Origin of the sequence: Streptomyces sp. NPDC048462 (assembly GCF_043200175.1) — a bacterium.
GTDB lineage: Bacteria > Actinomycetota > Actinomycetes > Streptomycetales > Streptomycetaceae > Streptomyces.
This window is the reverse complement of the sequence record NZ_JBICXG010000007.1, coordinates 110,367-123,784: the sequence shown is the minus strand read 5'-3', so window position 1 is coordinate 123,784 and position 13,418 is coordinate 110,367. Positions and strand designations below refer to the sequence as shown.

At 68.3% G+C, this 13,418-nt stretch carries 11 protein-coding genes; 1 reads left to right on the top strand and 10 read right to left on the bottom strand.

From position 1 onward, the window contains the following. Positions 1 to 2 precede the first annotated feature (2 nt). From mreC to ACGFU6_RS14850, 6 genes are all read right to left on the bottom strand, one after another. Positions 3 to 1,055, bottom strand: a complete 1,053-nt coding sequence (mreC, locus tag ACGFU6_RS14875) for a rod shape-determining protein MreC (protein ID WP_393610960.1) — start codon at positions 1,053 to 1,055, stop codon at positions 3 to 5. A 99-nt stretch (positions 1,056 to 1,154) separates the two neighbouring features. Further along, a complete protein-coding gene (locus ACGFU6_RS14870; RefSeq protein ID WP_024492993.1) occupies positions 1,155 to 2,174 on the bottom strand; it encodes a rod shape-determining protein in 1,020 nt (339 codons plus the stop codon). A gap of 290 nt (positions 2,175 to 2,464) precedes the next feature. After that, the gene (ndk, locus tag ACGFU6_RS14865) at positions 2,465 to 2,878 is read right to left on the bottom strand and encodes a nucleoside-diphosphate kinase (RefSeq protein WP_024492992.1); all 414 of its coding nucleotides are present in this window, start codon (positions 2,876 to 2,878) and stop codon (positions 2,465 to 2,467) included. Positions 2,879 to 2,992: 114 nt separating this feature from the next. After that, positions 2,993 to 3,349 (bottom strand): DUF4233 domain-containing protein, encoded by a 357-nt coding sequence (locus ACGFU6_RS14860; protein WP_393610959.1) that lies wholly within the window; start codon positions 3,347 to 3,349, stop codon positions 2,993 to 2,995. A 5-nt stretch (positions 3,350 to 3,354) separates the two neighbouring features. Then, positions 3,355 to 4,878 carry a bifunctional folylpolyglutamate synthase/dihydrofolate synthase gene (locus ACGFU6_RS14855; protein WP_393610957.1) on the bottom strand — a complete coding sequence of 508 codons (1,524 nt, stop codon included), beginning with the start codon at positions 4,876 to 4,878 and terminating at the stop codon, positions 3,355 to 3,357. A 114-nt stretch (positions 4,879 to 4,992) separates the two neighbouring features. Beyond that, the gene (locus ACGFU6_RS14850) at positions 4,993 to 7,614 is read right to left on the bottom strand and encodes a valine--tRNA ligase (protein WP_393610955.1); all 2,622 of its coding nucleotides are present in this window, start codon (positions 7,612 to 7,614) and stop codon (positions 4,993 to 4,995) included. Between the two features lie 150 nt (positions 7,615 to 7,764). Here ACGFU6_RS14850 and ACGFU6_RS14845 point away from each other — a divergent pair, with 150 nt between their 5' ends. After that, positions 7,765 to 8,769, top strand: coding sequence for a hypothetical protein (locus tag ACGFU6_RS14845; RefSeq protein WP_393610954.1), 1,005 nt, complete (start codon positions 7,765 to 7,767; stop codon positions 8,767 to 8,769). A gap of 83 nt (positions 8,770 to 8,852) precedes the next feature. Here ACGFU6_RS14845 and clpX read toward each other — a convergent pair whose 3' ends face one another. The 4 genes from clpX to tig form a co-directional block, all read right to left on the bottom strand. Further along, complete coding sequence (gene clpX / locus ACGFU6_RS14840) at positions 8,853 to 10,151, bottom strand: ATP-dependent Clp protease ATP-binding subunit ClpX (RefSeq protein ID WP_393610952.1); 1,299 nt, start codon at positions 10,149 to 10,151, stop codon at positions 8,853 to 8,855. Positions 10,152 to 10,307: 156 nt separating this feature from the next. Continuing rightward, positions 10,308 to 10,991 carry an ATP-dependent Clp protease proteolytic subunit gene (locus ACGFU6_RS14835; RefSeq protein WP_024492986.1) on the bottom strand — a complete coding sequence of 228 codons (684 nt, stop codon included), beginning with the start codon at positions 10,989 to 10,991 and terminating at the stop codon, positions 10,308 to 10,310. Positions 10,992 to 11,070: 79 nt separating this feature from the next. Next, positions 11,071 to 11,676: an ATP-dependent Clp protease proteolytic subunit gene (locus tag ACGFU6_RS14830; protein WP_164494417.1), complete on the bottom strand. Its 606-nt coding sequence runs from the start codon at positions 11,674 to 11,676 to the stop codon at positions 11,071 to 11,073. Between the two features lie 264 nt (positions 11,677 to 11,940). Further along, entirely contained in the window at positions 11,941 to 13,329 is a 1,389-nt protein-coding gene (tig, locus tag ACGFU6_RS14825) for a trigger factor (protein ID WP_393610950.1), read from the bottom strand. Between the last annotated feature and the right edge of the window lie 89 nt (positions 13,330 to 13,418).

Below are 13,418 nucleotides of genomic sequence, written 5' to 3'. Positions count from 1 at the left end.
CTCTACCTCTGTTCGTTTACCGCGTTGTCGGCGTTCGGCGTGGCGTTCCCGCTGGGGCTGGGGTCCGGACTGCCGCTGGGGTCCGCGCTCTCGTGGATGTTCCCGACGACGTTGCCGCCGGTGTCCACGATGTCGCCGTTGGGCGAGATGGTGACGGTGACCGTCGGGGTGGGCTTCGGCTTGGCGGGCTTGGCCGGCTTCTTCGGCAGGACCGTGTCGCGGGGGTCCTCGCGCGGGGCCTGGACGACGATGCCGACGATGTCGAGCTTGGTGAAGCCGACGTACGGGCGGACGTAGACCGTACGGGTCAGGGCGCCGCCGGACGGGTCGACCCGGACGACCTCGCCGACCGGGACGCCGGGCACGAACGGCTTGTCCTTGCTGGAGCCGAAGGTGACCAGCCGGTCGCCCTTCTTGACCTTCGCCTTGCCGTTCAGGAACTGGACGGCCATCGGGCGCGAGCCCTGGCCGGTGGCGAAGCCGAGTTCGTCGGTGGACTCCATCCGGGTGCCGACGGTGAAGTCGGGGTCGTTGGCCAGGAGCACCGTCGCGGTGTCCGGGCCGACGGTGGTGACCCTGCCGACGAGTCCGTCGCCGTTGAGGACGGTCATGTCGCGCTTGAGACCGTCCTTGGAGCCCGCGTCGATGGTGACCGTCCAGGAGAAGCCCTGGGCCGCTCCTATGGCGATGACCTCGGCGGCCTTGATGCCGTACTGTCCGGCGCCCGACTTCTTCAGCATCTTGTCGAGTTCGCGGACCCTGCTGCGGTTCTGGTCGTCGCTGCCGAGCTTGGCCTTCAGCGCGGCGTTCTGCTGCTCCAGTGCGGCGATCTTGTCGTGCCGGGCGCCGGAGGCGCGTACCGCCCCTATGGCGTTGCCCACCGGGTCGACGGCTGTCGCGACCCCGTTCTCAACCGGTCCGAAGACCGTGGAGGCGGCCTGCCGGGCGCCGTCCACCGGCGACGCCTCGCCACCGCGGATGTCCACCGTGATCAGCGCGAACGCGATGGCGATCAGCAGCACCAGGAGCAGCCGGCTCTCTCGTGTGTCCCTCACGTGCGGCGGCCGTGCCTTCCTCGTAGGAATGTTCGTGCCTGTATATCAACGATCCTCCGCGCGGAGCGGCAGCGTCCGCGCGGAGGGCCACTTGAGTTTCTACCGTCGGGGCTGGGCGTCCAGCACCTGCTGGAGCGCCTCGAACTCCTCGACGCACTTGCCGGATCCGAGCGCGACGGAGTCCAGCGGGTCCTCGGCGATGTGGATCGGCATGCCCGTCTCGTGCCGGAGCCGCTCGTCCAGTCCGCGCAGCAGCGCGCCGCCGCCGGTGAGGACGATGCCGCGGTCCATGACGTCGCCGGAGAGCTCCGGCGGGCACTTGTCGAGCGTCGTCTTGACCGCGTCTACGATCGCGTTGACCGGCTCCTCGATCGCCTTGCGGACCTCGGTCGCGGAGATGACCACGGTCTTGGGCAGACCCGAGACGAGGTCACGGCCGCGGATCTCGGTGTGCTCGTCCTTCTCCAGCTCGAACGCCGACCCGATGGTGATCTTGATCTGTTCGGCGGTGCGCTCACCGAGGAGGAGCGAGTACTCCTTCTTGATGTGCTGGATGATCGCGTTGTCCAGCTCGTCACCGGCAACCCGGATCGACTGGGCGGTGACGATGCCGCCGAGCGAGATGACCGCGACCTCGGTGGTGCCGCCGCCGATGTCCACGACCATGTTGCCGGTGGCCTCGTGGACCGGGAGACCGGAGCCGATGGCCGCCGCCATGGGCTCCTCGATGATGTGCACCTGGCGCGCGCCGGCCTGCGTCGACGCCTCGATGACGGCACGTCGCTCGACCCCTGTGATGCCGGAGGGCACACAGACGACGACTCGCGGGCGGGCCAGGTAGCGGCGCTTGTGGATCTTCAGGATGAAGTAGCGGAGCATCCGCTCCGTGATCTCGAAGTCGGCGATCACGCCGTCCTTCAGTGGCCGTACGGCAACGATGTTGCCCGGTGTACGGCCGATCATCTTCTTGGCCTCGGCGCCGACCGCCAGGATGCCGCCGGTGTTGGTGTTGATGGCCACGACGGACGGCTCGTTGAGAACGATGCCGCGCCCCCTGACGTACACCAGCGTGTTGGCAGTCCCGAGGTCGATAGCCATGTCACGGCCGATGAACGACATTGAGTTCCCCTTGTTCCCCATGAGGATGCGTCGGGCCTTCCCAAGCGAAAGCGATGGCTTGTTTTGGTAGGCGAGATGAGCGCTGCGGGCGTGGAAGCTTCCATCGTAGTGCCGGACACGCCGACACAGCGCGAGGGTCCTTCGCCATGCTGAGCAGAACGGGTGGCCGTCCCACTCATGGTGACGTTACGTCGGGGGGATGCGTTCCCGCGATCGGTGGCCCTATACCGAAGGGCGACCGAATTACTTCGGTCGCCCCAGGTCATGAGCGCTGTTTGGCGGAGCGAAGGTCAGGAAAGTCCCGGAAAGAACAGCTTCATTTCTCGCTCTGCGGACTCCTCGGAGTCCGAGGCGTGGATGAGGTTCTCCCGGGTGATCGTGCCGAAGTCACCACGGATCGAGCCGGGCGCGGCGGCGATCGGGTCGGTCGGGCCGGCCAGGGCACGGACGCCCTCGATCACCCGCTCGCCCTCGGCCACCAGAGCGACGACCGGACCGGACTGCATGAACTCGACGAGCGGCTCGTAGAACGGCCGGCCCACGTGCTCGGCGTAGTGCTGCTCCAGGGTGGCCCGGTCGAGGGTACGCAGCTCCAGCGCGGTGATCTTCCAGCCGGCCTTGCGCTCGATGCGGCCGACGATCTCGCCGACCAGACCGCGACGGACGGCGTCGGGCTTCAGAAGAACGAGGGTGCGCTGGGTCATGTGCGGCTCCTTGCAGACATACGGTCAGACATACGGGTGCGGTGAGGCGACATTACAGGGGCGCGCTGGACACCCCTCGGCCGGGTTTGACCGCTGAGGGACATGGTCCCCCGCTCAGGTACCGGCCGGGGCCTGCGCCGCCTCCTGCGCGGCCCACCGGGCCTTCACCTCGTCGATCTTGCGGCCGTAGTGCACCGAGGCCCACCACAGGCCGCCGAAGACCACCCCGAGGATGAACATCATCGGCACCACGAAACCACTGGCGACCAAGGCGACCTGGAGCGCCCAGCCGAGCTGCACACCACCGGGACGGGTGATCACCCCGCAGAGCAGCACGGAGAGCAGCATGCCGACACCGCAGACCGTCCACACCGTCGCGGACGTCAGGTCGTCGGACTTCATCGCGACGAGTCCGGCGAAGCCGATCACGAAGAACTCACCGATCAGCGTCGATGCACAGAGCGTACGCACGTGGGTCAGCGCCTTCCCAGAAGCAGCCGGGCCTCGCCGACCGTGATCACGGATCCGGTCACCAGCACCCCGGCGCCCGCGTACTCGTCCTCTTCCTCGGCGAGGGTGATCGCCGCCTCCAGCGCGTCGTCGAGACGGGGTTCGACCTGCACCCGCTCGTTGCCGAAGACCTCGACGGCGACGCCGGCCAGCTCGTCCGCGTCCATCGCGCGGCCGCTGGAGTTCTGGGTGATCACGACCTCCGCGAAGATCGGCTCGAAGGCCTCCAGGAGCCCCCGCACGTCCTTGTCTCCGCTGGCCCCGACCACACCGATCAGCCGGGAGAAGCCGAACGCCTCGGAGAGCCCCTCGGCGGCGGCACGGGCGCCGGCCGGGTTGTGGGCGGCGTCCAGGACGACGGTCGGGCTGGAGCGGACGACCTCCAGGCGGCCGGGCGAGATCACCGCGGCGAAGGCCTTGCGGACGATGTCGGCGTCGAGCGATCCGGCCTGCTCGGCGCCGATCCCGAAGAACGCCTCCACGGCACAGAGCGCCACCACGGCGTTGTGCGCCTGGTGGGCGCCGTACAGCGGGAGGAAGATGTTGTCGTACTCGCCGCCCAGGCCGCGCAGCGTCAGCAGCTGCCCGCCGACCGCGACCTCCCGGGAGACGACCCCGAACTCCATGCCCTCGCGGGCCACCGTGGCGTCCGCCGCGACGGCCTTCTTCAGCATCACCTGAGCGGCGTCCACCGGCTGCTGCGCCAGGATGACCGTGGCGCCCTGCTTGATGATCCCGGACTTCTCCACCGCGATCTCGCCGGGCGTGGAGCCCAGCCGGTCGGTGTGGTCCAGGGAGATCGGGGTGACGACCGCGACCGTCGCGTCGATCACGTTCGTCGCGTCCCAGCTGCCGCCCATGCCGACCTCGACGACGGCGACGTCGACCGGCGCGTCGGCGAAGGCCGCGTACGCCATGCCGGTGAGTACCTCGAAGAAGGAGAGCCGGTAGGGCTGCTGCGCGTCGACCATCTCGACGTACGGCTTGATGTCCTGATACGTCTCGACGAACCGCTCGGCGTCCATCGGCGCGCCGTCCAGGCTGATCCGCTCGGTGATCGACTGGACGTGCGGCGAGGTGTAGCGGCCGGTGCGCAGCTCGAAGGCGCCGAGCAGGCCCTCGATCATGCGGGCCGTGCTCGTCTTGCCGTTGGTACCGGTGATGTGGATGGAGGGGTAGGCGCGCTGCGGGTCACCGAGCGTGTCCATCAGCGCGGCGATGCGCGCCACGGACGGCTCAAGCTTCGTCTCCCCCCAGCGCCCGGCGAGCTCCTGCTCCACCGCGCGCAGCGCCTTGTCCACCTCCGGATCGGCGGGGCGGGCGGGGACCTCGTCGACCTGCGGCGGGCCCGAGGCGGCGCGCAGTGTGCGGCTCCCGGCCTCGATCACCGCCAGGTCGGGGTCGCGCTGGGTCTCTTCGTCGACGATCTCCGCGAAGGTGTCGTCGGGATCGGACGCGTCGTGCCGGTCTGAAGGGCGGGGCTCACTCACAGGACCAGTCTACGGATGGGCACCGACATCGCGCGCAGCGCCCGGCGGCCCGGGTACGGCGGAGCCCCCGCGCTCCCGGCAGGCCGGGTTCGCGGGGGCTCCGTGCTCGGGCCGTCAGCCCTTGGGCAGGGCGTCGAGCTGGCTGGTGATCCGCTCGATGTCGGTCTCGGCCTTGGTGAGCCGGCCACGGATCTTGTCGACCACGTTGTCCGGGGCCTTGGCCAGGAACGCCTCGTTGCCGAGCTTCCCGGTGGCCTGCGCCTTCTCCTTGCGGGCTGCCTCCAGGTCCTTCGTCAGCCGCTTGCGCTCGGCCTCGATGTCGATCGTGCCGGACAGGTCGAGCGCGACTGTGGCGCCGGCGACGGGCAGCGACGCGGTGGCGTGGAAGCCGTCCCCGGCCGGCTGCAGGCGCAGCAGCTGGCGGATGGCCGCCTCGTGCGGGGCGAGCGGCGTGCCGGTCAGGTTGAGCTGGGCCGGAACCTTCTGGCCGGGCTGGAGGCCCTGGTCGGAGCGGAAGCGGCGGACCTCGGTGACGACCTGCTGGACGAGCTCGATCTCCTTCTCGGCCGCGTCGTCACGGAAGCCGCTGTCCTTGGGCCACTCGGCGATGACGACCGACTCGCGGCCGGTGAGCGCGGTCCAGAGCGTCTCCGTGACGAACGGGACGACCGGGTGCAGCAGGCGCAGCATCACGTCGAGGACCTCGCCCAGGACCCGGCCCGAGACCTCGGCCGGACGGCCGCCGCCGAAGAACGTGGTCTTGGACAGCTCGACGTACCAGTCGAAGACCTCGTCCCAGGCGAAGTGCCGGAGCGACTCGCTGAGCTTGGAGAACTGGTAGTCGTCGTAGAACGCGTCGACTTCGGCGACGGTCTTGTTCAGCCGGGACAGGATCCAGCGGTCGGTCACCGACATCTCGTCGGCGGACGGCAGCTCGCCCTCGATCGTCGCGCCGTTCATCAGCGCGAAGCGGGTGGCGTTCCAGATCTTGTTGGAGAACTTGGCGGAACCCTGGACCCACTCCTCGCCGATCGGCACGTCCGTACCCGGGTTGGCGCCGCGCGCCAGGGTGAAACGGAGCGCGTCGGAGCCGTACTTGTCCATCCAGTCCAGCGGGTTGACCACGTTGCCGAAGGACTTCGACATCTTCTTGCCGTGCTCGTCGCGGACCATGCCGTGCAGGACGATCGTCCCGAACGGCGGGACGCCGTCGTTGACGTACAGGCCGAACATCATCATCCGGGCGACCCAGAAGAAGAGGATGTCGTAGCCGGTGACCAGGACGGAGTTCGGGTAGAACTTCGCGAGGCTGTCGGTCTGTTCGGGCCAGCCGAGCGTGGAGAACGGCCACAGGCCGGAGGAGAACCAGGTGTCCAGGACATCGCTGTCCTGGGTCCAGCCCTCGCCGGTGGGCGCCTCGTCGTCCGGTCCGACGCAGACGACCTCGCCGTTCGGGCCGTACCAGACGGGGATGCGGTGGCCCCACCAGAGCTGGCGCGAGATCGTCCAGTCGTGGAGGTTGTCGACCCAGTCGAAGTACCGCTTTTCCATCTCCTGCGGGTGGATCTTGACCTTGCCGTCGCGGACGGCGTCACCGGCCGCCTTGGCGAGCGGTTCGACCTTGACCCACCACTGGAGGGAGAGGCGCGGCTCGATGGTCGTCTTGCAGCGCGAGCAGTGCCCGACGGAGTGGACGTAGGGCCGCTTCTCGGCGACGATCCGGCCGTCGGCGCGCAGGGCGGCGACGATGGCGGAGCGGGCCTCCAGCCGGTCAAGACCCTGGAACGGGCCGGGGACGGTGATCACGGCGCGCTCGTCCAGGACGGTGAGGAACGGCAGGTCGTGGCGCTTGCCGATCTCGAAGTCGTTCGGGTCGTGCGCGGGGGTCACCTTGACGGCGCCGGTGCCGAACGCGGGGTCGACGTGGTGGTCGGCGACGACCGGGATCGTGCGGTCGGTCAGCGGCAGCTTGATCTGCCGGCCGACCAGGTGCTTGTAGCGCTCGTCGTCGGGGTGGACGGCGACGGCGGTGTCACCGAGCATCGTCTCGGCGCGGGTGGTGGCGACCACGATGGTCTCGTCGCCCTCGCCGTACTGCATGGAGACGAGCTCGCCGTCGTCCTCCTGGTACTCGACCTCGATGTCGGAGATCGCGGTGAGGCAGCGCGGGCACCAGTTGATGATGCGCTCGGCGCGGTAGATCAGCCCGTCGTCGTACATCCGCTTGAAGACGGTCTGGACGGCCTTGGACAGGCCCTCGTCCATGGTGAACCGCTCACGGGACCAGGCGACGCCCTCGCCGAGGCGGCGCATCTGTCCGGAGATCTGGCCGCCGGACTCGTCCTTCCACTGCCAGACGCGCTCGACGAAGGCCTCGCGGCCCAGGTCGTGGCGGGACTTGCCCTCCTTGCCGAGCTCGCGCTCGACGACGTTCTGGGTGGCGATGCCGGCGTGGTCCATGCCCGGCTGGTAGAGCGCCTCGAAGCCCTGCATCCGCTTGCGGCGGACCAGCGCGTCGATCAGCGTGTGCTCGAAGGCGTGCCCGAGGTGCAGGGAGCCGGTGACGTTGGGCGGCGGGATGACGATGGAGTACGGGGGCTTGTCGCTGTTCTCGTCCGCCTCGAAGTAACCACGTTCTACCCAGCGCTCGTACAGCTTCCCCTCTACCTCGGCCGGCGTGTACTGGGTCGGCAGTTCGGGGTTGCTGGCTGGCTGCTGCGCTGCGTTCTCGGTCACGCGACACAGTTTAGGGCCGTCACAGTCGTGCGCTGAAACCGGTTTGTTCGGTAACGGTGTGCCTCCCGGTGCCCCACGTACGCGGGACGTCCGTCAGGATGTTCGGAACGCATAAGAACGCATGAGCATGACGAACAGGGGAATCCGCAGATGAGCTTCAACCAGCCGGGCCCGTACGACGGACAGCAGCCCCAGGGCCAGCCCGGCCCGTACGGCCAGCAGCCTGGCCCCTACGGTGGCCCGCCGCCGCAGGGCCCGCCGCAGGGTCAGCCCGGTTACGGCTACCCGCAGCAGGCCCCCCAGGGCGTCCCGCCGCAGCAGCAGCCCCCGCAGCCGGGCTACGGCTACCCCCAGGCCCAGCAGCCCGGCCCGTACGGCCAGCAGCCCCCCACTCCCCCGTACGGCGGCCAGCCGGCCTACGGCCAGCAGCCCGGGTTTCCCCCGGCCCAGCCGCCGAAGAAGAAGACCGGCCTGATCATCGGCAGCGTGATCGTGGCGCTCGCGGTCATAGGCGGCGGCGTGTACTTCCTGACGTCGGGCGGCGGCGCGAGCAACAGCGACGTGGCGGACTCCACGAAGGGGTACAAGCTGACGCCTTCGGCGACGCTGGACGGTTACAAGAAGGCCGACGCCGGCGGGACACCTTCGGGGCCGGCCACCGGCAAGGACAAGACCACGCTGGAGGACCTGGGCGTCAAGAACCCCCAGCAGGCCGGGGCCACCTACTCGTCGGTGTCCGGGGACAACCCCGTCGAGGGCAAGTCCATCACCCTCACGGGGTTCTGGGGTGACGTCACCGATCCCGCGAAGGTCATCGACAACGCCTTCAACAACGCGGAGTCGGGCTTCAAGAGTGGCGACGACGGAATGGACGTCCAGCTGGTCGGCAGCCCCACGGCCGTCACGCCGGACGGCTTCAAGGGCGCCCTCATGAAGTGCCAGGACATGAAGGTGACGAACAAAGAAGGAGACGGCACCGCCGCCAAGGGGCCCAAGGAATTCACCGTCCCGATCTGCGTATGGGCCGACTACAGCACGGTGGGCACGGTCCTCGGAATCGACCTGGCCCTGTCCATGACGGGCAAGGGGATGCCGCAGAATGACACGGCAGACCTCACCGCCAAGCTCTACAACACCTCCCGCACCAAGATCTGATCCGGCGCATCGCAACGCGAAGGGGCGCCCAGCCAGTTCAACCGGCCGGGCGCCCCTTCGCGTACGTGTCTACGGCGCAGCCGTCACGCCGACTTCTCGTGCCGCCCGTCGTCGCCCTTGCCGATCGTCCGCGGCTCGCGCGGGACCAGGGTGGGGTTGACGTTGTTGCGGACCACGTCCGCCGTGATGACGACTCGGGCGACGTCCTTGCGGGACGGGACCTCGTACATCACGGACTGGAGGACTTCCTCCATGATGGCGCGCAGCCCGCGCGCGCCGGTCTGGCGCAGGATCGCCTGGTCGGCGATGGCCTCCAGGGCCTCGCGCTCGAACTCCAGCTCCACACCGTCAAGTTCGAACAGCCGCTGGTACTGCTTCACCAGCGCGTTGCGCGGCTCGATGAGGATCTGGAGCAGGGCCTCGCGGTCCAGGTTGTGGACCGAGGTCAGGACCGGGAGGCGGCCGATGAACTCGGGGATCATCCCGAACTTCACCAGGTCCTCCGGCATGACCTCCTGGAACTGGTCGCTCGCCTGGATCTCCCGCTTGGAGCGGATCGTGGCGCCGAAGCCGATGCCCTTGGCGCCGGCCCGGGACTCGATGATCTTCTCCAGGCCGGAGAACGCGCCGCCCACGATGAACAGCACGTTCGTCGTGTCGATCTGGATGAACTCCTGGTGCGGGTGCTTCCGGCCGCCCTGCGGCGGTACGGAGGCGGTGGTGCCCTCCAGGATCTTCAGCAGGGCCTGCTGGACGCCTTCGCCCGATACATCGCGGGTGATCGACGGGTTCTCGCTCTTGCGGGCGACCTTGTCGATCTCGTCGATGTAGATGATCCCGGTCTCGGCCTTCTTGACGTCGTAGTCAGCGGCCTGGATGAGCTTCAGCAGGATGTTCTCGACGTCCTCGCCGACATAGCCGGCCTCCGTCAGTGCCGTCGCGTCCGCGATGGCGAACGGGACGTTGAGCATGCGGGCCAGTGTCTGCGCGAGGAGGGTCTTGCCCGAGCCCGTGGGGCCCAGCAGCAGGATGTTGGACTTGGCGAGCTCGATCGCGTCGTCGCGGCTCGCCCCGCCGCCGTTCTCCCCGGCCTGGACCCGCTTGTAGTGGTTGTACACAGCGACCGAGAGAGCCTTCTTCGCGGGCTCCTGGCCTACGACGTACCCCTCGAGGAACTCGTAGATCTCGCGCGGCTTGGGAAGTTCCTCCCACCGCACCTCGGAGGTCTCCGCGAGCTCCTCCTCGATGATCTCGTTGCAGAGATCAATGCACTCGTCGCAGATGTACACACCGGGTCCCGCGATGAGCTTCTTCACCTGCTTCTGGCTCTTTCCGCAGAACGAGCACTTGAGCAGGTCGCCGCCATCACCGATGCGTGCCACGAGGTGCTTCCCCTTCGCCTGGGAGACGCCTGGTTCAGCGGCTCCTGTGCCTCTATCCGACGGTACCTTGCCTGGCCCCCCGTTCGGGCCCCCCTTGGCACGGTTCACACGGCCGGGGCCGGGTGACCCTGCCGTACCAAGGGGTAAAGGCCGACGTCAGGCGGCCGCTCCGGCCGCACTCTTGCGGGTCGCGACGATCTGGTCGACCAGACCGTAGGCCAGGGCGTCATCGGCGGTCAGGATCTTGTCCCGCTCGATGTCGTCGCGGATCTTCTCGATCGGCGTGGTGGAGTGCTTGGCCAGCAGCTCCTCCAGCTGGGTCCGCATCCGCAGGATCTCGTTGGCCGCGATCTCCAGGTCGGAGAGCTGCTCACGGCCGGTCTGCGAAGACGGCTGGTGGATCAGGATACGCGCGTTCGGCAGCGCCAGGCGCTTGCCCGGGGTGCCGGCCGCGAGCAGCACGGCCGCGGCGGAGGCCGCCTGGCCCATGCAGACCGTCTGGATGTCCGGCTTCACGAACTGCATCGTGTCGTAGATCGCGGTGAGCGCGGTGAACGAGCCGCCGGGGCTGTTGATGTAGATCGAGATGTCCCGGTCCGGGTCCATCGACTCCAGGCACAGCAGCTGCGCCATGACGTCGTTGGCGGAGGCGTCGTCGATCTGCACTCCGAGGAAGATCACGCGCTCCTCGAAGAGCTTCGCGTACGGGTCGTACTCACGCACGCCCTGCGAGGTTCGCTCCACGAAGCGCGGCACGATGTAGCGGTTGTCCACCTGCGGGCCGGTGTAGAGGCCGCTCGCGGAGGCGCCGGAGAAGTTGTTCATGTGGGTGTTCACCATCCTGGTGGCGTTCGTCTGGCTGGGTGTCTCGGCGTACGAGAGATGCGGTGCGGTACGGCGCGGTCCGGTGGGAGCCGGATCAGGCGCCGGTGCCGCCGCCGCCCGGAACGCCCGACGCGATCGTGATGATCTCGTCGATGAGGCCGTAGTCCTTGGCCTCCTCCGCGGTGTACCAGCGGTCGCGGTCGCCGTCGCGGATGATCGTCTCCACGGTCTGGCCGGAGTGGCGGGCGGTGATCTCCGCCATCCGCTGCTTGGTGCGCAGCAGGTACTGGGCCTGGATCTTGATGTCCGAGGCCGTACCACCGATACCGGCCGAACCCTGGTGCATGAGGATGTCGGTGTTCGGGAGCGCGAAGCGCTTGCCGGCGGTGCCGCCGGTGAGCAGGAACTGGCCCATCGAGGCCGCCATGCCCATACCGATGGTGACCACGTCGTTCGGGATGTACTGCATGGTGTCGTAGACCGCCATGCCGGCCGTCACCGAACCACCGGGGCTGTTGATGTAGAGGTAGATGTCCTTGTCGGGGTCGGCGGCAAGGAGAAGCAGCTGCGCGGTGATCTTGTTGGCGATGTCATCGTCGACCTGCTGGCCGAGGAAGATGATGCGCTCGCCGAGCAGTCGGCTGTAGACCTGGTCACCGAGGCCTCCACCGAGGGACGGCTCTCCGGCGGCGTAGGGCATCAGATTCGTCACGTATCCACCTGCTCGTCTCTGACGGCTCCGGCCGTCTCAGCGTCTTCGTACCGGGTGGGCCGGGACTCCCCGACCCTTCCTATTCATGGACCCTAACGCGCAGGTGGGACAACGCCATCCCGCTTCCCCAACTGTTCGCTGGGAGCGCAAGCTCCGCAGTCCGCACACGGGTTGTGGGGAGTGTCCACCGATACGACGACGGGCTCCGGACGCGATTGCGTCCGGAGCCCGTCTGCGGGTTCAGCGCGAGGCTCAGGCCTCGGTCTTCTCCTCGGCCGCGGCGTCGGTGGTGCCCTCGGCGGTCTCGACCGCCTCGGTGCCCTCCTCCTCGTCGTCCTCCAGCTCGACGACCTCACCGTTGGTGTCGACGACCTTGGCGGCCTCGACGACCACGGCCAGCGCCTTGCCGCGGGCGACCTCGCCGACGAGCATCGGCACCTGGCCACCCTCGACGACGGCCTGGGCGAACTGGTCGGGGCTCATGCCGGAGGACTGTGCACGCCGCATGAGGTGCTCGGTGAGCTCCTCCTGGTTGACGTTCAGCTTCTCCTTGTTGACGAGCTCGTCAAGGATGAACTGGGTCTTGATGCCCTTGACGGCCTGCTCGGACGTCTCCGCCTCGAACTCCTCGAGGGTCTTGCCCTGGATCTCCAGGTACTTCTCCAGGTCGAGACCCATCTGGCCGAGCTGGTGGTGCTCCAGGTTGTGCTTGCGGGTCTGGACCTCGTCCGCGAGCAGCTTCTCGGGGATCGGGACCTCGGCGAGCTTCAGGAGCTCCTCCAGGACCCGCTCCTGGGCCTGGGTGGCCTGGTCGTACTGCTTGGTGCTCTCCAGCCGCTTGCGGCTGTCGGCCTTGAGCTCGTCGAGCGTGTCGAACTCGCTCGCCATCTGGGCGAACTCGTCGTCCAGCTCCGGAAGCTCACGGGCGGCGACCGCGGTGACCTTGACGGCGACCTCGGCCTCCTTGCCCTCGGCCGAGCCGCCCTTCAGCTCGGAGGTGAAGGTGGCCTCGCCACCCGCCTCCAGGCCGGTCACGGCGTCGTCGATGCCCTCGAGGAGCTCGCCGGAACCGATGGTGTACGAAACACCCTCGGCCACGCCGTCCTCCAGGACCTCGCCCTCGACCTTGGCGGTCAGGTCGATCGTCACGACGTCGCCTTCGGCGGCGGCGCGCTCGACCGGGTTGGTCGAGGCGAAGCGCTCACGGAGCTGCTCCACGGCCTTCTCGACGTCCTCGTCGCTGACCTCGAGGGCGTCGACGGTGACCTCGATGCCGGAGTAGTCCGGAATCTCGATCTCGGGGCGTACGTCAACCTCGGCGGTGAAGGCCAGCAGTTCGCCGTCCTTCAGCTCCGTGATGTCGACCTCCGGCTGGCCGAGGACGTTGAGCTCTCCCTCGTTGACGGCCTCGGTGTAGAACTTCGGGAGCGCGTCGTTGACGGCCTCCTCCAGCACTGCACCACGGCCGAACCGCTGGTCGATGACCCGGTTGGGGATCTTGCCCTTGCGGAACCCCTTCACCGTGACCTGCTGGTTGATCTTCTTGTACGCCGCGTCGAGGCTGTCCTTGAGCTCCTCGAAGGGCACCTCAATGCTGAGCCGAACCCGGGTCGGGTTCAGGGTCTCCACGGCGCTCTTCACGGTTCGGTCTCCTTGTGGCTGACTTCTTGGGGTTCTGCTCCACCGCACACGAGGCGGCTTCGCGGACCGAGCCCGGTACATCAGACACA